The organism is Pseudomonas sp. BS3782 TE3695, assembly GCF_050435305.1.
Taxonomy (GTDB): Bacteria; Pseudomonadota; Gammaproteobacteria; order Pseudomonadales; family Pseudomonadaceae; genus Aquipseudomonas.
This window is the reverse complement of record NZ_JBNDKB010000001.1, coordinates 3,958,913-3,981,749: the sequence shown is the minus strand read 5'-3', so window position 1 is coordinate 3,981,749 and position 22,837 is coordinate 3,958,913. Positions and strand designations below refer to the sequence as shown.

The 22,837-nt window shown below is 55.8% G+C and carries 11 protein-coding genes; 5 read left to right on the top strand and 6 right to left on the bottom strand.

The features are described from left to right. The first annotated feature begins 207 nt into the window (after window positions 1-207). Window positions 208-2,421 carry an autotransporter outer membrane beta-barrel domain-containing protein gene (locus ABH909_RS17890; RefSeq protein ID WP_429435626.1) on the top strand — a complete coding sequence of 738 codons (2,214 nt, stop codon included), beginning with the start codon at window positions 208-210 and terminating at the stop codon, window positions 2,419-2,421. Window positions 2,422-2,545: 124 nt separating this feature from the next. After that, entirely contained in the window at window positions 2,546-4,021 is a 1,476-nt protein-coding gene (locus tag ABH909_RS17885) for a hypothetical protein (protein ID WP_429435623.1), read from the top strand. 50 nt (window positions 4,022-4,071) lie between these two features. On the opposite strand, the gene ABH909_RS17880 is transcribed toward ABH909_RS17885, so the two are convergent. The 6 genes from ABH909_RS17880 to ABH909_RS17855 form a co-directional block, all read right to left on the bottom strand. Then, window positions 4,072-5,169 carry a fimbrial protein gene (locus ABH909_RS17880; RefSeq protein ID WP_429435620.1) on the bottom strand — a complete coding sequence of 366 codons (1,098 nt, stop codon included), beginning with the start codon at window positions 5,167-5,169 and terminating at the stop codon, window positions 4,072-4,074. Window positions 5,170-5,244: 75 nt separating this feature from the next. Next, window positions 5,245-7,758: a fimbria/pilus outer membrane usher protein gene (locus ABH909_RS17875; RefSeq protein WP_429435617.1), complete on the bottom strand. Its 2,514-nt coding sequence runs from the start codon at window positions 7,756-7,758 to the stop codon at window positions 5,245-5,247. A gap of 17 nt (window positions 7,759-7,775) precedes the next feature. After that, complete coding sequence (locus ABH909_RS17870; RefSeq protein ID WP_429435615.1) at window positions 7,776-8,531, bottom strand: fimbrial biogenesis chaperone; 756 nt, start codon at window positions 8,529-8,531, stop codon at window positions 7,776-7,778. Between the two features lie 81 nt (window positions 8,532-8,612). Then, the gene (locus ABH909_RS17865) at window positions 8,613-9,164 is read right to left on the bottom strand and encodes a fimbrial protein (protein WP_429435612.1); all 552 of its coding nucleotides are present in this window, start codon (window positions 9,162-9,164) and stop codon (window positions 8,613-8,615) included. A gap of 265 nt (window positions 9,165-9,429) precedes the next feature. Further along, window positions 9,430-14,382 (bottom strand): RHS repeat-associated core domain-containing protein, encoded by a 4,953-nt coding sequence (locus ABH909_RS17860; RefSeq protein ID WP_429435609.1) that lies wholly within the window; start codon window positions 14,380-14,382, stop codon window positions 9,430-9,432. A 58-nt stretch (window positions 14,383-14,440) separates the two neighbouring features. Continuing rightward, window positions 14,441-15,001, bottom strand: a complete 561-nt coding sequence (locus ABH909_RS17855; protein ID WP_429435607.1) for a hypothetical protein — start codon at window positions 14,999-15,001, stop codon at window positions 14,441-14,443. 208 nt (window positions 15,002-15,209) lie between these two features. Here ABH909_RS17855 and ABH909_RS17850 point away from each other — a divergent pair, with 208 nt between their 5' ends. From ABH909_RS17850 to ABH909_RS17840, 3 genes are read left to right on the top strand one after another with little or no spacing between them, the layout of a single operon-like run. After that, on the top strand, window positions 15,210-16,982 hold the full coding sequence (locus tag ABH909_RS17850; RefSeq protein ID WP_429435604.1) for a hypothetical protein: 1,773 nt from the start codon (window positions 15,210-15,212) through the stop codon (window positions 16,980-16,982). A gap of 35 nt (window positions 16,983-17,017) precedes the next feature. Continuing rightward, window positions 17,018-19,414 (top strand): hypothetical protein, encoded by a 2,397-nt coding sequence (locus ABH909_RS17845; RefSeq protein ID WP_429435601.1) that lies wholly within the window; start codon window positions 17,018-17,020, stop codon window positions 19,412-19,414. 31 nt (window positions 19,415-19,445) lie between these two features. After that, window positions 19,446-22,829: a hypothetical protein gene (locus ABH909_RS17840; RefSeq protein ID WP_429435599.1), complete on the top strand. Its 3,384-nt coding sequence runs from the start codon at window positions 19,446-19,448 to the stop codon at window positions 22,827-22,829. The last annotated feature ends 8 nt before the right edge of the window (window positions 22,830-22,837 follow it).

Below are 22,837 nucleotides of genomic sequence, written 5' to 3'. Positions count from 1 at the left end.
ATGTTTGCTGTCCGTGTCGACTCTGGCCCAACACCTGTGAACATCGGCTACCCAGGTGGTAGGGAGTATTCCAGTGTTGTTTCGGATTACTCCTACATATCTGGTGTAGGAAGTTTTTTAAGATTGCCGCCCCAACAGATACACGATCTGGAAAAGCGCCGGTAGGTGGAGTTTCTGCCTATAGCCGACAGACTCAGGAGCGACCTTATGTACTTCAGACATTCATTTTCATGTTCGCCGCTCGCACGCAAGCTCACGCTTGCCACCTTTGCGCCGATGCTGTTGATCAGCCCGTGCGCGCTGGCACTTTCAACGGTTGAAAATGGCGCCTCCAGGACCATCAACGAAACTACGGCGCAGGACAGTTGGCTGGTGCGAGGCGGTTCGAGCCTGACGGCCAACGGTGCCGCCACTAACCAGATTCGTGTCGAGACGGGGTCGAAGCTTTCACTCAATGGCACCACGGCGACGGCCTTGGGTACAAGCAACGGCATTGAGCTGTCCACCAGTGAGGCGAGCATTACCAATAGTCGGGTCATCAGTGACAGCACTGGATTGCGTCTGATCGCCACGGCCAACGGTGGCTCCACTGCACGGGTCAGCGCCAGCGAGATCACCGGCGGCCAGTTTGGCGTAAGCCTCAGTGCACAATCGGAGTTGACGCTGGAGTCCGGCACCACAGTCACCGCCCGCAACGCTGACGGCATTGGTATTCAAAGCTTCGGCGGCAAGGTACAGGCGACTGACAGCACGATCGTCGGCGGGCTCAATGGTGTCAGCCTGTTCACCGCGGGCAACCTGCCCGCGAACAACGCCCTGATTCTTGACAAGACCCATGTCGAGGGCTTGAGTGGCTCGGCCATTATTGTCAACGGCCAGACTCAAACCAACACCGAGCGGGCCAATATCACGGTCACAAACGGTTCTACGTTGAAAGGGGGAAACGGCACGCTGCTGGAAGTCACCAACGGTTCTGCCGCTAATTTCAACGTCTACAACAGCCATCTGGTCGGCGATATCGTCGTGGCCGACGGCAGCAGTGCCGACGTGTTGCTCGATCAGTCTGCAACCTTTACCGGGCGTCTGGAAAACGTCGAGAACCTGACTGTAAACAACGATGCGCGTTGGGTCATGGTCGGTGACGGCAGTGTCGAAAACCTTTCGCTCAACGGCGGTGGCGTCCAGTTCGGCAACCCAGGGCAGTATTTCAATCTCTCCGTGGAAACCCTGTCGGGTACGGGGGGAACCTTTTACATGCACAACGACTTCACCACCGGGCAGGTGGATACCCTGACCGTGTCTGGCAATGCCAGTGGCAACCATCTTGTCGCCCTCGACAGCCAGGGCACCGAACCGGTAGGAGCAGGCTCCAAGGCCGTGGTGCAGATCGGCTCGGGTGACGCCACATTCGCCCTGGCCGACGGTGCCGTGAACCTCGGGGCGTTTTCCTACGACCTGATCAAGCAGGGCGATAATGTTTGGGTGCTGGACACGGCCTCGCGTGTTATCAGTCCGGGCACACAATCGGTCATGGCACTGTTTAGCGCCGCGCAGACCGTCTGGTACGGTGAACTCAGCAAGTTGCGCACCCGCATGGGCGAGGTACGCATGGATCAGGGCAAGGCCGGTGGCTGGGTCCGTGCCTATGGCAACAAATACAACGTGAGCGACAGTGCCGGCGTGGCCTACAAGCAAACCCAGCAAGGCATTTCGTTCGGTGCCGATGCGCCGCTGCCGATGGGGGACGGGCAATGGCTGGTCGGTGTGCTGGGCGGTTACAGCCAGTCCGACCTGGACATGAGCCGTGGTACGACCGGTGAAGTCGACAGCTACTACCTGGGTGCCTATACCACCTGGCTGGATGCGCAGAGCGGTTATTACTTCGATGGTGTCGTCAAATACAACCGGTTCCAGAACGATTCCGACGTTCAACTCAGCGACGGCAAGAAAACCAAGGGCAATTACGACACTGACGGCATCGGTGCGTCGCTGGAGTTTGGGCGAAACATCAAGCTGGCGGATGACTACTTTGTCGAGCCCTACGTTCAACTGTCCGGTGTGATGATCGATGGCGCCGATTACGACCTGGACAACGGCCTGGCCGCCAAAGGTGATCGTGTGCACTCCTTGCTGGGTAAGGTCGGTACCACGCTGGGTCGCAACTTTTCTTGGGCACAAGGCAAAACAGTCCAGCCGTACCTGCGTGCCGCGTACGTGCACGAGTTTGCCAAGAACAGCGATGTCGAGGTCAATGACAACCGTTTCAGTTCCGACTTGTCGGGCTCTCGCGGCGAGTTGGGCGCGGGCGTGGCCATGGCGGTGACTGACAAGGTTTCCATGCATGTGGATCTTGATTACAGCAATGGAGACAAGATAGAGCAGCCGTGGGGCTTCAACGTGGGCGCGCGCTATAGCTGGTAAACATTTGGCTTGATCTCGACACGTCTGTAGGCCAATGCACTACCGGTTCAACGTTCTTTTCATGAGGCAAAGAAGGGAAATCTGTCGGGTTTTTTCTTCTTTGTTTTTTCAAGGAGTTTTGTTCATGGTCAAGTCCAGCAATGTCCGCTCTTCCCGCAACCCGGAAATGCCTCCGCCCGAGATCAAAGAGCTACTGCCGGATGTACCGGACGGTGAAACCAATCTGTTGCCGGAGGCATCGACCCATACCGATCTGAAAATCTGGTTTACCGTACCGGAGAACTCCGATCCCGACCTGGGAGAGGAAACCGTTGCGCTGTTCGTTGACGGCAGCCCGAATGCACTGGTGACTCGTCGGTGGAACCAGCCGATCGAAGACTCAGATCGATACCTGGAAGTGCCCCAGGCCTGGCTACGCAGTCACGATGGGGAGCACCTGTTCCATTACAGGGTGACGATTTACAACGGTGAGTCAGCGGATTCATTCGATCTGCCGATGACACTTGATACGCAGCGGCCCTTGCTCGCAGCTGACAGCAAATTGATTTTCCCTTCTGACGTACTTCCGCCCTACGCCATCACTGCCGCTTACCTGGCCGAGCCCGCACATCAGGATCAGGTACTGGCAACCGTGCCCGATTACTCCGCGAAGAAAGTAGGTGACGTGATCTCCTGGTATTGGGAGCGGTCTCCCGGCGGCCGGGACCCTGCTGCAGGCACGAAGACGCTCGCGCTGAGTGATGTCGGGCAACCAGTGCAGGTGAGTTTTTCGGGGGATTTGCTTCGTAAGGATAATGGCGATTTTTATGCGACTTATCGGGTGCGTGACAGAGCCGGAAACGAGAGTGTTCTGTCCGTAGACGAAAAGCTGAGCGTCAATATCCGCCCACCCACCCCGCGCAAGTTTCCAACCGTCAAGCAGGCGGACAGCACCCAGATGGGCACGGGGATACTGAACCCATTCAGGGGGACGGCCGGGGTGACCGTGGTGGTGGAAGCATCGGAAGTCGATCCGACGGAAGTGGTGCGGGTGGATTTTATCGGGCTGGGCGGAGAGGAGGGTATCGGCTCGGTTAAGGACGTGAGCCCGGTCACGCCGGGTAGCCTGGAATTCGCCATTGCAGCCCCTGTCGTTGCCGCCAACATCCCGGTCAGTGGCGATGGGCGCAAGGTAGAGATCTGGTACTGGGCCGGTCATGACCCTCAACATTCAGCGACCTATACGCTGACCATCAGCGAATTATCCGCAGAAACGCTTGGCTCGATCGAATGCCCCGAGGCTGAGATCGGTTCGCCGGCGACGCTTTCCAAAAGCAAGGTTGCATCCGTCGGTGCCAGTATCGAAATAGAGAAATGGGCTTATCACGACAACCAGCATCGAATAAACGTATGGGCAATCGCTTCCGGGGTTCGCACTGACTTCCTGGAGGATGCGCCGCCCACCCTCGATGCCAGCAGAAGATTCAGCACGCCTCTGCCCAAGGACTATGTCGCGTCGCTGCCGCTTAACAGCACCTTTACGCTATATGCCAGCGTCAGCTTTGACCTGGGACATAGCTACCGTGCCTTCAAGCCAATGCCGATGAAAGTGGTCACATAACCATCCACTTCCCTCGTTCCCCGGCAGGAGGACCTGCCGGACGAGTGGGGTTATTTGTAGGTGATGGTAAAGGCCAGCGATGCGTCAGCAGACCCCGGCGAGACATCGGCCGTCGCTCCGGTCTGATAGTAAAGGGCGTTGAACTCCAGCAGCATGCCACCGCTGGCCGGAATGGTACCCTGCACCACGTCGGTGTTCAGCATGACAGGCGTCGTGGCATCTCGTCCCAGTATCTGGATGCCGACGCCCCTCGCGGTCGAGCCACTGCCGAGGCTAAACAAGCCCAGGTTCGCATCGATTGTCGTCGAGCCGGCCATGGGCTCCAGGCGAATGTGCGCGGTGGTCACCGTGCCGCCGGGCAGCGAGTCGGAAATACACGAGTTCAATGCAATGCTGAAGGGCACCGGATCGGTCGTATCGCCCTGGCCTGCAAACTGCGCCGTCGACCAGTCCCCCAGCTTCACCGGGTCGGCACTCACCGGGGTGGCCGATAACGTGCATTCGGCCTGGGTAACCGAACCGCTCAACGCCAGGCTAAAGGCATCGGGGATATCGCTGAAGGACGCCTTGACCAATTCATGCCCGGCATCCAGTGGCTGCATGCCTCTACCGATCGGTCCGGTTTTGATCAGTGTGACAACGCCTCTCAACAGTGTGTGTTGCAAAGTAAAGGGCGTATTGAAGTCGATGTAGCCACTGAAGGGCACCGAACTGTCGGTGCCGCTGATTTTCCAGTAGTCAGGCGTTCTGCCGTCGTATGGACTGCCAAGGCTGATTTGAGCCGCAACTCCGGCAATACTGGTTTGTATTAAGGCGCCCCGTGTCCGCCTGCCGTTTGTTATCGGCACAGGGCCGGGCACTGTGGCAGTTGCCGAGTCGGCATTGAATGTCAGACGGGTCAGTCCGTCAGTAAAGCAGTGGATGGACAGTCCGCCACCGCTTACGAGGAAGGATTGGTCAACCGGGCCTATGGGGTCGCCCACCTGGGCATCTCTGGGGATGTACAGCGAACCCACATTGGCCACGTAGCGAATGGGGCCGGCGCTGCCGCCCCAACTGCAGGAACCTGCGGCATGAGCGTCATCGAGCGGCATGAGCCCGCTGGCGGTTAACGCGAGCAACAGGCCTGGAAGTTTTCTGATCGACATACGGTTTTTATCCTGGCAAAAAAACCACCCGCTGCACCACGAGGTGCATCGAGCTGGGGTAAGCGAAGGCTTTGGTCAGTGGCACGTCATGTCTTGAACCCGATAGCCCTGGTCCAGGGGCATGTTCTGGACATCAACGTGCAGCCGGCATTGCTCGGTAGCGGCATTGCCCCAACGCACATCGAAGGTTTGCTGGCCATCTACGGTGCCCAACAGCACCTGGCCGGCCTGACCGACAACCCCGAGTACTTCGCCAGCGGCGTTGCTGACCTGTGCACCGAACGGTAGCGGTGCGCCCTGGCTGTCATGTGTGGTGAGCAACAGCCTTTGTACGGTTCGGGCAGGGAAGGTCGCTTTGACCACAGCACCTCGACGGGGTACGACCTGGGTCACGCCGTTTTCGATCTCGACATTCGGATCAAGTTGATCGGTGTCCAGAATCACCCGGTTGACCCGATAAGGCTGCAGGTAAGGAATCAAGGCATAACCACGATCATTGGTCTTGGTGCTCGAAGCGTTCACCAGGCCGACATCGGCGATACCGGGCACGTAGGCCAAGCCACTGGTTTCACCCAGATAGGGGCCGAATTCGATACCATCGGCATGGGCCAGCAGCGCACCATTGGCATTGACCGAGAGGTTGTTGTAGTCAGTGCCTTGAGTCATGCCCGCGCCGACGCTGGCGAAAGTGGTCTGGTAACCCACCGCCAGTTCGGCGGTCTGTTGATGTTGTTCGTTGTTGGACAAGGACGCCCGATAGTTGAGTCGATCTCCCTCGCTGCGCCCCGACAGGGATGCCCGTTCATTCATTGAGCCACGACTTTGGCGCATGTCGAATGTGGCAGTGGTCGAGTTCCCGAAGTCCAGCGGGAAGGAAACACTCAAGCCCAGTTGCCGGTCATTGGACTGCTCATCGTTTAGCGACTGCGAAGCGTAGAGGCTGTAGTTGATCGATTTGTAACGGCTGTTGAAGTTGAACTGGAACTGACGTTGCTGATAATCCGATTGCCAGAAATCTTCCTGGGATAACGTCAGGCTCAATGAGCTGTCGCTAGCGATGTTCTGAAACACTGAGGCTTCGAGCAGGCTGCGCCGGCTGCCGCGAAAACGCTGGTCGGCACTGCGTTCACGCACCGCTTCGTCGAAGTCCCGATACCCTTCGGTGGAGTAGCGATAGCCGGCAAAGCGCAGGTTGGTGCGGGTCTCGAAGGTCTTGCCGTATTTGATGGCGTAGCTCATGCCCTGGACATTGCGGCTACTGTTCGTTGAGTCGACATCGGCCGAGGAGCGTGTGACGTCGAGTGACAGCGCGCCGAACTGACCGAAATTTCTGCCGACGCCGAATGTACTTGCGCGATAAAACTCATTGGCCATCAACCCGCCATACAGCGTCGAATTCCATCCCATGCCGGTGGCCAGTGTGCCTTGCCACAGCGAGGTGTCATCGATGGACGACGAGGCGGCGTTGTACCGGCCCAGGCTGGTGCTGTAGCGCCAGACGCCTTCACGTAACAGGTTGCTGAGTGTTGCGTAAGGTTGGGTGAATCGCCGCACCTGACCATCGGCTTCCGTCAGGATGATTTCCAGTTCACCACTGCCACCGCCGATGGTGAGGTCATCGATTTCATAGGGGCCCGGGCTGACGTAGCTGGAATAAATCGGGTAACCGTTCTGCCGGATTTCCAACCGGGCCCGGGTCTGCGCGACGCCGCGCACGATTGGCGCATAGTGCTGCTGAGAGTCGGGCAGCATGCTCATGTCCGAAGCCACCTGAATGCCTTTGATCGGCACACTCTTGAACACATCGCCAGGCGTAAACGTCTCGCCCACGGTCAATTGTGAATGCGTGCCCGGCAGATCACGCTGCAGATAGGTATAGGCACGCGTCCAGTTTCGTTCGCCCTGAGCGTCGCTGCGAAAAGCATTATTGCTGCGCAAGCGCCAGGCCCCCAGGTTCAAGCCGCTGTTGAGGAACAGATCCTGGCTGTTGTTGTGGCCTGACTGGTTCCGCCCCTGTTGGGCAGAGACCTGATAGTTGATGAACGCCGAGTTGATGCCGTAGTCCCAGCGTTGCGGGTCGACGTAGCCGACGACATCCCGGCGCATGGCAATTTGCGGAATGGAGAGGGAAAGCAGCAGTTGACCGCCGTTCAGTTCGATCAACGCGCCGGGCACCAGGCGCAGCAGATCAACACAGGCGTCGGCCAGCGATTCAGCCTCGGCCAGGCTGTCGAGCCGGATCCCCATGTCCAGCAGTAGTTGCCGTGAAAGACAAGGTGAAAGCCCGCCACCTTGGGCATTGGCGGTGAACTCTATTTCTCTCTGGTCGAAAAAACTGCGATTGACTTCGATATTGACGAGGTAGCGTCCCGGTGCCAGATCCTGGTTCGCGGAGAGGGTCTTCAAGGCCAATGCGCCAGCATCGCTGGCATGGTTGTCCAGCTGTCGCATGAACGTCGATTGAAACTCCACGGGCGCATCTGCCAGGGCCGGTTTGCTATCGAGCAGCACTGACCCTGCGCCGGTAAATACGAAGAGGTGGAGCAAACGCTGCGCCACAGGTGTGCGCCGCGGTGTGTAGAAGGGCATGGTGAGCGTCCGCAAAGTTAAGGATCAAGGGCGACCGGCAGCGTCATGGGGGTTGTGTAGCCGCCGTAGTCGGTGATCACGGAAAAGTTCACTTGCATGCCTGGCGCGGGTTTGAGACCGTCGAGTTCAAAGTCCTGGGTCGCCATGGGGGCGGCCATGGGCGTTTCCTTGAGCGTGATGGTCTTGCCGTTGGCGCGCAGTTCGATACGCACGAAAGACACATGGAACGGGCTGGGATTGCTCACTTGCAGGCGAGATTTGCCATCGATGTGCTGGATCGACCAGCGCAAGTCCTGCAACCGCTCCAGCGGTTTGCTTTTGATTTCAACCGGGCGGTAGAACAGCTTGATGCGTGTGCGAAGTGCAATGTTCAACTGGTTGGCATCGCCGGCCTCGAGTTGCGGCAACTCCTGAACATTGAAATAGAACAGTGACTCGCGATCTTTGGGTAACGTATTAGGCAGCCCGTTGATCTGCACTTGTTGTTCTTTGTTGGCATTCAAGCGGAACAGTGGCGGGGAGGCGATAAACGGCACCGCAGTGGATTGATCGTCTGCTGCGGTATTGACCCAGGTTTGCACGGCAAACGGTTTGTTGCTCGGATTTGAAATGTTTAGCGATACATTGCGTTTGTCGCTGTCAAACACCACCCGTGTACTACTGATCGTTAATGCGGCGTGGCTGTCTGCAATCCATGTCGTCAAAACTCCAAACAGCGCGCAGGAGAAAATCCCACACCGGGTCCGGTCGGGATATTTATTGAAACCAAACATAATAAGAAATAACCCTGTATCGAAACGTTACCTGTAAACAACGGACCATCAGGCCCGTTGCTCTACAACTGGCGCGTGTGTTCAGTTGATGTTGAGTGTGAACTCGACATCTGAATCGGCAGGGCCGGGCGTTACGGTGGCGGCGGTGGCGATGTACATGGCGGTAAAGTCCATGATCGTCGGGTTGTTTTCGTCCAGCGTGTAAATAATGGAGGTGTCACCGTTTTCAATGAAGCTGCCGCTCACATCCTTGATGGCCACGGCAACGCCATTTGCGGGGGTGCCGGTTGGTTTGAGGCCATAGTGGTTGCCACCGCCGCCGTATACCGAGTTGAAGGTGACCGTGGCGTTGAGCTTGGCGGGGTCCAGCACGCAATTGGAGCCTGGGGTTACGCGCATTTGGAAGGCGCGCTCACCGGCCACGGTGTTGATACCCTTGAAGGCACTGGAATCGACCCAGCCCAGGGACACCAGGTTGCTGACGTTGCCGTTCTCGGGGTTGACGATTTCAATAGGGCAGGTGGCACTGTTGATATTGCCGGTGAAGTTGATGCGACCATCGGCGGCGAATGCCGAAGTGGCGGCCAAGCCCATGGCAAGTGCCAAGGGGAGTGCGAACAAAGATGTCTTCATGTAACAAAATCCTTAGGTTGTTAGTCCGGCGTTTGTAGAGCGAGACAGTGCCGGAAGTGCTCACGATGATGTGAGTTGAGGAAGGTGGTGTTGTCTCGGCGGCGGGAGTTTAGATGCGGAGGTAGAGCGGGGATATGAGAGAACTCTCAGTGTTTGCGTCGAAGGTGTTTTCAGATATGTGCTTTAAAAAAACGGGCTCCAATTGGAAGAGGGAACCCGTCGGATTTTATGTTTAGTAAAAGTTATTTTATGGCGTATCCGGATTTCAAGTTAAGTGCCTTATCTCCCTGAGTTGGTCAGTTGCGGTGATGAGGTGGCCCCCAACATCAGTCGCTTCCCGTGGGGTCGTCTGTTTTTTGTGAAGGTCAGGCCACGACCAATCACCTTTACGTCTACCTTGCGAAGTGCTGGGCACTGGTTCAGGGCTGCGAAGCGCTGGTGGAGCTTTAGGGCGCGTAGGTGGAGAGACGGCCGTTGCTGGCGGACTTGCACTCGCAGCAGGAGCCCCCCGCAGCCCTGGACGTCCATCAGGTCCTCGAGCCCCATCAGGTCCTGGTTGTCCTCGAGGTCCTGGTTGTCCTGGAGGTCCTGGTTGTCCTCGAGGTCCTTCTAGTCCTTGAGCCCCATCACGTCCTGGTTGTCCTGGAGGTCCTTCTGGTCCTTGAGCCCCGAGGCCTTTACCACCATCAGGCGCATCCTTCAAGCTGGCAGCAGAACCCTTTCTCATCGATAAACGACTACTCCCCTTACTAAACAATTTGCCGAGGCCTTTTCGAAGGGCCGGTGTTAATGCTGCGGTAAGTGCCAGGTCCAAACCACCCGCGATCAAGGCATTCCTCCCGCTACTCTCGCGAACCTGCAATTCGCGGCTAGTCATGGCCCTCGCGCCTTCGACGAAGGTGTAGGTGGCGCCGACAGCCGTAGCGATGGAAGTTGCAGCAGTCGCCACGAAGGCTGCCGCGCCAACCGGCGGCGCAACAGCGATCATCGCGACGCCGATCACTAGAGCTGCAGCAGCAAAAATCGTGCCCAAAAGACCTTCTATATTAATTCCTCGGTTGGCATGCCCCGTTGGATCGACAAAGTTGATCGGGTCTCCCGCGCAGTACACATAAGGGTTAATCCCGCCGGCACCGAACGGGGCTAACGAATCAGGGCTATGAAAGCGCATCAGCGTCGGGTTGTAGGCCCGATAGCCCCGGCCCAGCAGGTACCAGCCACTGAGTTCGTCACGCACTTCACCGTTGAAACCCAGCAGGCATTTCAAGTCGTCGTCCGGGTTACGTTCGCCATAGGCGCCATAGACCGCTTTTTGCAGGCCATCCTGGCCACCTTCCGCCAGTACACTGTTTTTGACGTCTGTCATCAGCAGCAATGTTTGCTCTGGGGCGTTTTGCTCCTGTTGGCCCAGAGGCTGGTCGTTGAGGTACAGGTAATCAATCTTTCTGTCGCCCTGTTCGGTGCGGCTCAGGCGATCATCCTGATAAAAACGCAACGTTTCAGCTTGTACGCCCCGGGTCACGCCCAGCAGATGGTTATGGGCGTCGTAGCGGTACTGGCTGACGTCTTTGCCGTTGCTATCGGTGACGCGCAGCAATCGGCCCTGGGTGTCGTAGTGCAGGGTCTGGCCGTTTTCGTCGTGTAGCAGATTTCCGTCCCCGTCGTAGTCGAGTTTGCAACTCGGCGGGTAGTCGCTGTGGCTGTGGGTGACTTCCACCAGCTGACACGGGTCGTTCGGTGCGAAATAGCTGATGGCATCGTCTCGTGTACCGTCGTCAAACAGCGTGTAGACACCGGTCACATTGTCCCGTGCATCAAACTCGAACAACTGCTCCTTGATGGCGTTTCTATAGCGATCCCGGGGCAGGGCAGGGCCTTCACAGTTGTAGGCGGTCAGACGTCCTCGCTGGTCATAACCGAAGGTCTCGTGCAGTTCGGTCTGATCATCCACTTTCAAGTGGCGATCAAGCAGTTTGCTGTCATCGCGGTAGGTCTGGGTGATGGTTTGCTCCGGGTGACCGTCAAGCGCCATCGTGCGGCTGACTTCCCGGCCCTGATCGTCATAGGCCAGTGTGGTGGTGATGGTTTGCCCGGTGTAGGTGTTACGGGTTGTGGTTTCGTACACTCGCCCCAGATTGTCGTACTCGAAGGTCGCAACCAACCGGCCTTGGGTGAGGCTCTTGAGCCGGGCCTTCTCGTCATAGGCATAGGTGCAGGTCAAACCGTCGACATCCAGGCGGGTCAGCGGGCGCCCGCTCAGGGTGTAGGTGTAACGGCTTTCCCATTGTTTGCCGGAGCGCTCGTCCTTCCACAACTCCTTGAGCAACTGGCCGCTGCTGTTGTAGTTGAAGGTCAACTCGCCCTGAGTGTTTTGCGACCAGGTCAGTTGCGCACTCTGCGGGTCGTAGTTGAAGCTCGACTGCTCGTCCGGGGCAATACTGCCAACCGGCGTATCTACCAGGCCCGATGTGTATTCGTAGGTGATCTTTTTGCCACTGGCAGTGATCGCCGTGCTGACCTGAGACTCGCCACCCAGATATTCGAACGATTGAAGACGCGGCCCGACTTTCAACGTGGTCCGGCGTTCCAGGCCGTCAAAAGTCTGAGTGCCGACGCTGACCAGCTGTTCATTGACGACCACCTGCAGGTCAATTGGCAGCTCATCGGCACTATGCGCTGCGAAGGTGCGGCGCACTTCGGTGTAGTCGGGAAGGGTCGTGGTCTGCAGCCGGGCAAACAGATCGAACTCGAAACGGGTGGACTCGCCCATTTCGTCGATCTGCTCAACGCAGTTGCCCAAACCGTCATACCGATACTCACGCGAGCCAACGACGTTGTCCTGTGCGTCCAGCGCCTCGATCTTGTCTTCCTTGCCAAATCGGTTGAGCGTCACGCGACTTTTACCACTGACCTTGATCGGGGCCACGGTACTTTCGGTCCAGCTGCGCAGGGTTTGTGTGGTGGGGTCGACTTCGGTCACCTCTGCCACGCCATCGGTGCCGATAATTTTGCATTCCTGGCCCCAGGTGCCGTATTGACGGTGGCTGGTCAAGGGTTTGTCCGCTGCGCCTTCCCAGTCGGTGGTGGTCTCGCTGATCAATTGACCAAGGTTGTTGTAGGTCGCCCTATAGGTTTCGCGATACGCCTGGGTGTCTCCGCCGAGGGCATCGGCGTCCTGGCGTTCGACTTTGATCACGCGATTGTGGCCGTCGAGGAAGGTGATGGTTTCAACGCCCTTGACGTCCTTGGCACTTTGTTTCGCCTGTTGACCCATGCCGCCATTGGTCAGTGTGTAGGTGTAGGTACGGCTGGCCTTGTAGTTATCGGAGTCTGGCGCGACGATTTCCTCGATCACTCGTCCGAGCCGGTCATACTCGAAGGCGACTTTTACGTCACTGTCATCCTGGGTGAGTAGCTTGAAACCGTTGAGCAACGAGTGTTCCTGGGTGATAGTTTTGCGTATTGGCGTGTCCGGCTTGTCATCGTATCCAATCAACTCACTGTCCGTACGCATGACCATTGTCCCTGTGCGGACATTGCGGGTGATGCTGTAGCGGTACAGGGTGGTGGTCAAGGTCTCGGCAAGGCCATGCAACGTTTGCGTCATCTTGCTGATGAGGCCATGGGTCAGTGGATTTTGTGGTGTATTGAGGTAGTCATGGCGAATGTTCCGTAGCTGCGTTGCTACACGGCCGTCGACCATGTGCTGCAGCATTTCATCGCGCAGTACCAGCCATGGCCCGGAACCGTCCAGGCCGGGCTCGGCCGTGTAGGTGTAGCGGGTTTGCAGGGTCGGCGCCTGCCCGTAATTGGATGCGGCGGGCGTGACCGTCTTGCTCTTGAGGGTGCGCACAAACCCTTGCGGGTCGGCCGGACAGCCATCCTCGCCATCGGCCTTGTACCACTCGCTGGTTTCGGTCACGCCGTTGGCATTGACCTGGCTCAACAGGTTGCCGAAGTCGTCGAAGGTGGTGGTGACGACCTCCTCATGCCGGGGCAGCGTGGCGCTGACGAGGCTCCAGGTCTGGGTGACCTTTTTCGGCAGCTGGCAATAGGGTGCCTGGTCCTTGAAGTCCAAACTTGGATCAATGTAGTACTCGGTGTCGGTGGTCTGCAGGGTACTTTTCGCCGGGTCGCTGCTGTGCTGGGTGGTTTGTTCCTGCGTCATCAGGTGAAAGCGGTTATACACCCGCTTGATTTCACGGACCGCCTTGCCCGCCAAGGCGTCCCAGAGGATTTCCCGGGTTTCGTACTCGTACGCCGTGCGCACTTTGTACAGGTTGTCCAGGCCATCGTCGCTCCACGACAGGCCGCTGCCGAAGCCCAGGAAGTTATGGTCCCGGGCATCGTACTCGTAGCGGGTTTCGATGACGGGCTGGCCAAAACCGGGGTCGCCCTTGTGGCTCGCCACCCGCGGCAGGGTGCGCCCGGCCTGGCCGGGGAAATAATGCGCGCGGCTGGCATAGGTGACGGTTTCATGGCCGCCGGTGGGGGTGTAGACGTCTTTGAGGCAGGTCAGACCGCTCTCGAATACGTAGTCGAAACGCCACGAGGCGTGGTCGTCGGTGGGCAGGACCAGGGTCTCGCTCTCACCACCGACAATGCTCATCTGGAACAGCGCTTCGAAGGCACTGCCCGGGTGCAGCGTGATCTTCAACAGGTTGGTGGTGCGCACCAGGCTGAGCAAGCGGGTGCTGTCGGTATCGTTGGTGATGCTGCTCAACAGCGGTTCGGTGCCGAAGGCCACATAATCGAGGGTGACGCCGTGGCCCTGGGGCGAAAGCATTTGCACCGGCAGTGCGACCTCGCCCTGGCGGACTTCGAGGATCTCCACCAGCCCGGCCTTGTGCTCGACGCGATAGCGCCGGTTGCCCAGGTCATGGAAGTGAAAGGAGTCGATTTTCTGTTCCGGAATCACCGGGCCATTGGGCCCGCCGAGGATGACCTTGAACGTTTCACCGGTATACAACGACAGCACGCCGTTGGAGGGGTTGAACTGCGACAGTTGCAAGTTCCAGCCCTTGCCAAAGCCGCTGTCGGCGGCATTGAGCGGGTTGAAGTTCAGTTGCAGCGGAACGACCGGGCCGCATAGGTTGTTGGCTTTCAATTCAGGCAGTGAAATGGCACAGGTGTATTGCCCGGTGCGCGGGTCGACCTGGCTTTGAATGAAGTCCATGAAATTAAACGCGTTGGAATGTATCGAGGTGGACGTGCTCATGAAAGGCGCCTCGTTATTTGGCGGGAATGCAAAAAGGCAGAGCTATTTCAGTGGGGGATTAATTAACTGGCTGGGAGCGCTCAATATAAACGCAGCTGATTCGCTCATCCCAATCTTCGTTGGCAACGTCACTCCCTTCCCACTGCCGTTCTACTCGAATGTATCTATTTGGAATCAAGTCGCCTGCCTCTCTTTTTTTGAAGTCGTTAAAGTTCATTGTCGGTGTCGGCGGGGTTGGAGGGGTGCCCCAGTCTGTTGGTTGTTTGACTGTCTTGAGGTGTATGAAAAAGTTGTCATTGGTTTGTGCATCACTACAATTTTCGTTTTCAAAGAATCGAATGAATGTTGCCGAGGGAACATTCTCGAGTGTGAAACTCGCCATCAGATTGTTTTCGCAACTTTGGCCAGATTGACTGAAGTCGAAGAAGTCTTTGGTCTCTGGAATTGACAGGGTGCATTTTTTTTCGCCTTTTGAGTTGAAGAATATAATATCGCCATAGGTCGCCTTGGTTTCGGGTATTGGGCTGTTTTCACTCGATGCCGAGACAGCAGAGCTTGCCCCGTAAAGTGCAAGACATGCACAAGCGGTCAACCTGAATAGTGACGTGTATAGTTTCATTATCAATTACCTCCAGCAGGTTCACGGAAGACGCATAGGGTCTATTTCTTCCCGACTTTAGCACCGGCTGCGAGTTTGACAACTAGCAGTTCTGCTAGTACCCAGCGTTGCTTGATCGGCGTAAAACGTGGGTCGACACTCAAGTTTTCTGACGGCGTCATATGCCGATTTTATTATTTGTATTTTTGGATTGTGCAGGAGTACTACTATGGCTGCGGGTGATTTAGACGCACCGATCATTCCACTTTTGATCAACGGTACAATTGATCCGGAAGCGTTGAATGGCGAACCACTTCCTACTTTCGCCAGGTACACCGATCCCGCGCTGGGTGATGGCCTTTATCAGAGCTGGCTCGGGCTGGCAGAAGACGGCACGCCGGTAGATCACGGGGGGGTCAGGATCGATGTGGATCCGCAACCGGGTCAGACCGAGTTCCTGATGCCGATTCCCAATCACACCGTGCAAGCGCTGGTCAAGGGCCAGGTGTTCTATTCGTTTTTTCTGCAGCGTGCTGGCGAAACTTCGAGGGAAGAGTCCAAGCGAATCCATTTCGGTATTGGCAGGCATGGGCTGTTATCCGCGCCGCAGATAAAAGAATCCCATGACCTTCAGCTGGACCCGGACGCGATTGAAGGCAACATGACCGTTGCGGTGGTCCCTTATACCGTCATGTCCAACGGTGATGTGGTCAGGGTTATCTGGAAAGGCGAGCGGGCTGATGGCAGTGATGGCCCTGTAGTTAGTATTCCCCCCAAGACCTTGAGCGATACCGATACCGACCCGAGCAACAACCCCGGCCAGGTGTTGAGCTGGTCAGTGCCCAGAACCAGCGCAGCAGCGTTGCGAGGAGGCAAGATCACCCTGCGTTACGAGATTACCTATGCCTCGTCGGGGCTCACTGACACCGTATCGGCCGAACGCACCTTCCTGGTGACACCGCCTGCGGCGCCAGAACTGCCCGTGGCCAGTGTCAAGGACCTGACCGGTAGCGAGATCAATCCCGGCCAGTTTCCCGATGGCATCCGCGTGGTCGTTCCGGTGTATCCCAGGATTCGTGTCGGTGATGAAGTGCTGGTGTATGGCACGCGTATCGGTTCGGGCAGTGGCCCGACCAAAAACACCATCCAGTATTTGAAAATTGACATCTCCAATATCGAAACCGGCAGGATTGAAGTACCCATTGCGGCGCAGTGGCTGCTGGACAATCGTGGCGGCACCGTCAGCCTGCGTTATCAGTATGCACGGCCCGATGCTGCCGGTTCCGGTGCCGCATTGGAGCTGAGCATTCGCGAACCTCTCGTATTACCCACGCCCACGGTTGATCGCAGCGTCTTCGTTAACGACCGTGACGAGCTCAATCCAACACAGGCTATCAACGGTGCCTATATCACGATACCTGCCGCAGCCACCATTGGCGATGGCGATGAAGTCACGGCCTACTGGAAAGGTTATGAAGCGACGGGCAGTTATGAAACAACAGAACCCAGCCAACTTAACCCCATGAAGTTTCGGGTGCCACCCGAAGTGCTTCCGGCGAACTTCGGTAAAACAGTCGAAGTGACTTATCAGGTTGCAGGCCAAGACGCCGAACCTCCCTTGCAATTGTTTATTCGACAGATCAGTGGCCATCCCGGCATTGAGTGTGACAAAGCCCAGATCGGGGCGCCGGCAACGCTCAGTTTGTCGGATATTCCACCGGAAGGTGCCTTGTTGAGTGTGGAAACCTGGTCGTTCATATCGACTGAGCAAACCGTGCGTTTATGGCTGACCGCTCCCGGTATTACGGAACGCGACATTATTGCCGCACGTGCGGTCAAGCCAGAAGAAACCACCGACGGCGTAAAAGCCAGATTGTTGAGAACGGACCTGGCGGATATTGCAATTAACGACACATTAACCTTGAGAGCCAGCGTGAGCTTTGATGGCGGGCACTCGACCGTAACTTTCAATAGGCCGCTATCGCTGAAGCTTCTGGCTTGATGGCAAAAACGTTACTTTATTTGAGGTGCTGAGACATGAGTAAGTTGACATTGACGCAACTGCTCGGCGAGATGCAGGGTAAATCCATGACCAGTGGTTGGGATGCCTTTACATTATACGATCAACGCAAGGCGAACGAATTGCTGTTTCAACTCTACGTTGAGCGGTTCAATACCGACGATGGTTATATCCAGCCTGCCAATATGCAGATGGACTGGGGCGACGGTTCTTATAAAGAACATCTATTCAGCTTGAAACTGAGTGCGCCACGACTGTCGTTCGAAAGCTCGGACCCCAGTATGACTGCGCGGGCACGACTGACCATGGATATGGTCGGCGGGATGATTGTCAGCACTAAAAGAAATACAGGAGGTGCTGTTTTTGTTTCGAAGATGCGAAAGGTACTTCCGGTAGGTGGCCCCCAATTATGGATGGATCAACCGGTAACCAAAGGTACGGTCAGTGGCCTGGGTGATGTCGTGATTGATATCAGTATGGCCGATACTTTCAAGGCGAACTTTGTAATTGGTGACTTGGCCCAGCTGGAGGTGGGCATGCGTTTCGAAGAGTATTTTAATAATGAGGTGAAGCCGGAGCAGAAGATCTTCCCGCTCGGGCGACTGGCGGGCGATCTGAATGGTGCATTAACGCCCAAAAATTTTGAAATCAGGGTCATGAAGTCTGATCCCCAGGCCGTGTTGGGAGATGAAGCCTACGGTGATGGCGCCGTGATGATGTTCATCACCTTGAGGGACGGCGAGGACGGCAAGGATTTTCCGAATGCCAATTCGACTTATCTGATTCCGTCGGACGAGGGAGGCACCAAATATACCGGGGCTATGCTGCTGTCGAGTCGGGTGCTTTTCGACAGGATCATGCGTGGCCCGGCAACATCTGATATCGGGAATGGCATTACTTTCCTGGATTATACGCCGGAAAATGGTGGCGGGCAGGATGTGAGCTGGAGCTTAAGAGGTGCTACCGGTGGCGTTGAGAAAGAGTTTGTTTATGACTATAAAGTTCGCGACGATGACTTCGATGCTACGTTTCGGACGACGCTGCATACCCGTTTCAATATTGATGAAGGCGGGGCGGCCCTGACGATAAAGGGGGAAGGAAGATATATTGAGTTTTCCTGGAATAAAAACTACAAGCTCCCATTTAGTCGTGTTATTTATTGGGATACAGGCGAAGGGTGGGATCGTGGTGAACTCGATTTTCTCTCGACATACAGTGTCAAATTTGACGTTGTGTTGAATAAGGAAACGGGCGTCGTCAGTTTCAATCGCAACACGAACAGCTCTCGATTTTTGCTGGATATGAGAGGTTATGACTATTTACATGATATAGGGGACGTGACTACCTATTTGGTGCCCCAAATCAAAGAGTATTTTCATCCTTATGTCTATGAACCACTCAAAGAACTGAAGACTCCTACCCTGGATACATTCCTTGTGCGGAACTTATTGTTCCCCGGGCACAACGCCCTGCAATTAACCGACGCCTTTGTCCCTGGAGATCTGGCGGTTTTCGGTCAAGTTGATCCGCTGCGCACGACCACCACTGTTTCGCCAATGAACTCGACAATCGAGGCCGGCAGCACACTGCAATTTACCTTGTCGCCGATGCCCAGCAACGTGCAATGGAGCGTAAAGGATGTCGACGGCAATATCGCTCAACCTGGGGTGATCAGTTCCGCTGGCGTATACACGGCGCCGTCTGCGGGCAGTCTGGCCGATGGTTTTGTCGCGGTGATGGTCACTGCCCAAGGGACGCTCGATGGCGCACCGGTCAAGAGTTCAGCGCTGGTCTCGGTAATGCATAGCGTCATCGTGGCCAACCCGTTGTATGCCAGTTGTGAAACAGGCAAAACGATGACCCTGACTGCGCAATCGCTGGACCAGGTACCCTTGCAGTGGAGCATCTTGACACCGCAATGGGGATCGACCGTAACGGTAGACCCAACAGATCCGAACCAGTATCTGTATACCGCCGGGACGAACATGGACCTCGATACGGCTTTCCCGATTGATAAAATCGAGATCAAGAATCCCACGACTGGAGCCGTATCTCATATCACCTTGATGATTGAGAAAGTGCTGATACCGGCTCCCATGGTGCTGGCCAGTTCAAGTGATCTACCGGGTGGCAAGGCGCATTTTCAATTGTTAGGAGAACAGGGGCCTATTGTCCCCGTTCCTGAAGTTATAACCCTAACCTGGAGCAAACTTTCAGGGAATGGAAATTTCGATGCCACTACCGGGATATATACCGAGCCGGACAAGGTCGATCCCGGTGAATTTGTTGTGCTGTCCGGCACTGCAGATATTTCTGGCGTTGTGAAATTTCACGGTCAAGCCGTCATTCCTTTACCCCTGAGTAAATACGCAGACCTGATTGAAGCGGTCGATCATACCGTTCGCAGTGCCTAATTATTAAATTTTCAATTAAATCGGGTGCACCATGTCAAATTATTCGTTAGTTGAACTTACACGTCGGATGCAAGGGAAATCAATTACCCTCGGCTGGGACGCCGTGGTATTCATGAATCGGGCCAAAGTCAACAGCCTGTTGGAGCAGCAGTACATTACGCGCTTCAACCAGGACAGTTTCATTAAACAGATCTTTGGTGCGCCGGCGATGACACCGGACGGTGCCGAGGTGCTTGAGTTGAGTGGGTTGATTCTGAGCCAGCCTCGCTTGAGTTTCGAGAAGGCCTCGCTGCGTGATTCCCGAGTGACCGCGACCATGGATATTGTGTCGGGCACGGTTTCCTATGTGCGCAAGGGAAGCAACCAGGTCCCGGGGACCATTCTTTACAGCTATGTGGTGAGCGCCCATCAAGGGTACACGGTAACCATGGACATCGACCTCGCTGCCAGCAAGGGTACGGTCAATGAGCAAGGGCAGGTGATTGTCGATATCGGTGACGGCTACAACTGCCGTTGCAACCTGGTGAATGAAGAGAAATCGCAAGAGTTGCTGGGGGATTTCTTCAAGGCGCTGTTCCTTGAGCAGAAACCCGAAGACCGGGTTTATGCCTTGGGCATGCTGGACTTGCGCGACGTCGATTTGCTGGCGCCCCGTTCATTCATGATCCGCACCATGGCCACTGAGGAAGGAAAAATACGCACATCCGACGACTACGGTGAAGGCTCGGTGGTGCTGCTGGTCAGGACCAAGGGGAATCCGCAGGAAGGGAATGAGCCGGCGGAAGGCGCGCTGGACTATTTGATTCCCAATGATCGGGATGCGCAGGGCAAGGCCCTTTATTCGGGGTCGTTGGTGTTGGCCAGTCGGGTGGTGTTTGATTGGTATTTACAGTCCGCATTCGAGAATCAAATTGGTGATAATTTAAGATTTGAACGTGTGGATGATTCCAATTTTGTCACTCGATCGTTGCGAGCGATTGCAGGGGGTATTGATTTTCCAGGATTTAGATTGGTATGGAATAATGACTTGGTACATGACGAAACACTGACGAATAGAGGTCCTCTGATAATTGATTTTGATCATGTTTTGAATGATAGGGCAATGCGGGTATTCGTAAATGAGCAGTCATTTTTGGAGTTTTATTGGAAGCCTGAGGTTAAGTTTCCATTAAACTATTATGAAAATAATCCTGTGCCGTGGCCAGATGTGGATATTGATTTCTACCCATTTGTTGATATTTTTGTTGGGTTTAGAATGCAACCTGTTGTCGGGATTGATAACAAGATTGAGTTTTTTCGGGTGCCAGGTTATTCGTATAATTCAAACTATAATTTTAGCGCCGATGAGGCAGGTACGGCGTTGTTTCCAATGGCAGCGAATGAACGAACATGGCTAAACAATCATTTTAAGCTCTCAGTTCTTGATAAGTTAACGAACTTTTCCAAGATAGAAATCCCCGAAATCAACGTGCTGGCCATCAGTAACCTGCTCTTCCCTGAACGCAACGCCTTGCAACTGACCCAGGCACGACTGCCCGGTGACCTGGCGCTTTTCGGGCACATTGACCCGAAGGAAACCACGTTCACCCTCGATCCGCTGATGCCGGTGATCAAGGCCGGTGAGAAACAAACCTTCACCATCCGCCAACTGGGTATCAAGGCCACAGATGTCACCTGGAGTGTACGCAGTGTCGACGGTGCCCGGGCCCTGGGCAGCATTAACGCCAGTGGCGAGTACACGGCGCCAGGGGGGCAGTTGCTCGAAAGCACGGCAGCACGCAATGTGGTAACTGCCACTTACACCGACCCGGCCACCGGTAATGAGGTGACCGCCTCGGCACTGGTCACCGTGGCGTTGGCTGGTGTGGTGGTGACGCCTTCGATGGTGCAGATCGATATGAGGGACGGTGACGCGACAACCGTCACGCTGAAGGCAACCACCCTGGGGGCCGGCACGTTGAAGTGGTCGTTGCGTGGCAACCAGGGCTCCCTGAGCGCCAATCAGGGTCGCGAGGTGATCTATACGCGGCCGCAGACGCCACCGGCGAACACTTTGGAAACGGTTCTGATTGATATTGAGGACAGTCTCACCGGTGACAAGGCCATTGCCACGGTGTTGTTGCTCAATGGGACTTTTTCTGTGGTGACTACCCCGGCCTTCGTTCCCGGCGTACGGGCGAATGGCCGCGCATTTTTTACAGGCCCCGAGGACGTTTCGCTTAAGTGGTCGGTGGTCGCGGGAGAAGGTCAGGTCAATCCCGATACAGGTGAGTTCACGGCACCTGACGTGATCTCGCAACCTTATAGCGTAGTGAAAGGAACCCTGGCCGGGGTGATTTCCGGCTACAGCATTGTTCACCTGAACGAACACGCCCGGGTGTCGGACTGGTTTGCCGTCGACACGTTTGATTTTGGCGTGGATTCCGAGCCTGTCCGGGTATGGGCCAACGGTTTGCAGCAGGCCAGGGTCGTGGTTCGGTTCCGCCCTGCGGTCTATGACGGGGCGCCTGACCCACTGGAGCTGTCTGATGCAGAGTACAAGAGTATTCGTCTGGTCTCTGCAGATGAAAAAAATCCGTTGCCGGAAGTAGGAGAGGGTGGCGTACCTGAGGGTGGAAAATGGTACGTCACTGGATCCAAAAATGGTTATGAACCTCACCCGGGCCTCGCGCGCAACGCTCAATCGACGATCCCGGAACAAGCCCGCGAAGCCCCGATGCGCACCAAAGAGTTTTTTGTCCAGTGTCATAATGTAGAGGACTTGTTGATAGCGGCCCAAATTCGGAATGATAGCGGGGAGCCGTTCTTCTCCAATCCCAGCAAGGATGATAACGAACAGACTAATAAGGTGCTCAAGCTTGTTGCAGAGCCACCGCCGGCTGGAGGAACTATCGGTCAGGTCGTGTTGACGTTCGGTGATAAAGAGCCGCTCCGCGTGGAGGGCGATGAAGACAACGTTACTCTAACCAATACCTATTACTATTACTTGAAGTTGATGATCAAGGGAGAGCAGGTAAATATAAAAGACATTCAGTTTGTCGGTAATTCCAGCATGGTCAAATGGGAAAGTAATACTCAGCTGGAAGATATTTACAGCCTCACCGGCTATGCGTTACCCGATGTTGTAAATGATAAGGGGCAGCAGATCCTGCACATTGACGAAATTCTGCTGCGTCGATTGGGTGACCAGACCCAAGTACCACTTCCCATCGTGAATCCAGGGTACCCGGTGCCTGAGGGTCAGGTGTTGTTCAGTCTGCATCGCCGTGAATATTGGCAGTATGATCGTTATGCCAAAGCTGATTTTGATGCAGCCCTGCACGTGATTGTCATCGATGTTTATGGCAACAAACACAGCGTGCGAATCGGCTTCGATGGTACTAATCGAAATAAACTGACAATCATCGGTTCATAAAGTCAGTA

Excerpts from the sequence above, each read along its gene's own strand:
- ABH909_RS17850 (WP_429435604.1), top strand. The coding sequence starts at position 15,210 with ATGGCTGCGGGTGATTTAGACGCACCGATCATTCCACTTTTGATCAAC.
- ABH909_RS17890 (WP_429435626.1), top strand. The coding sequence starts at position 208 with ATGTACTTCAGACATTCATTTTCATGTTCGCCGCTCGCACGCAAGCTC.
- ABH909_RS17870 (WP_429435615.1), bottom strand. The coding sequence starts at position 8,531 with ATGTTTGGTTTCAATAAATATCCCGACCGGACCCGGTGTGGGATTTTC.
- ABH909_RS17855 (WP_429435607.1), bottom strand. The coding sequence starts at position 15,001 with ATGAAACTATACACGTCACTATTCAGGTTGACCGCTTGTGCATGTCTT.
- ABH909_RS17845 (WP_429435601.1), top strand. The coding sequence starts at position 17,018 with ATGAGTAAGTTGACATTGACGCAACTGCTCGGCGAGATGCAGGGTAAA.
- ABH909_RS17865 (WP_429435612.1), bottom strand. The coding sequence starts at position 9,164 with ATGAAGACATCTTTGTTCGCACTCCCCTTGGCACTTGCCATGGGCTTG.
- ABH909_RS17875 (WP_429435617.1), bottom strand. The coding sequence starts at position 7,758 with ATGCCCTTCTACACACCGCGGCGCACACCTGTGGCGCAGCGTTTGCTC.
- ABH909_RS17880 (WP_429435620.1), bottom strand. The coding sequence starts at position 5,169 with ATGTCGATCAGAAAACTTCCAGGCCTGTTGCTCGCGTTAACCGCCAGC.
- ABH909_RS17885 (WP_429435623.1), top strand. The coding sequence starts at position 2,546 with ATGGTCAAGTCCAGCAATGTCCGCTCTTCCCGCAACCCGGAAATGCCT.
- ABH909_RS17840 (WP_429435599.1), top strand. The coding sequence starts at position 19,446 with ATGTCAAATTATTCGTTAGTTGAACTTACACGTCGGATGCAAGGGAAA.
- ABH909_RS17860 (WP_429435609.1), bottom strand. The coding sequence starts at position 14,382 with ATGAGCACGTCCACCTCGATACATTCCAACGCGTTTAATTTCATGGAC.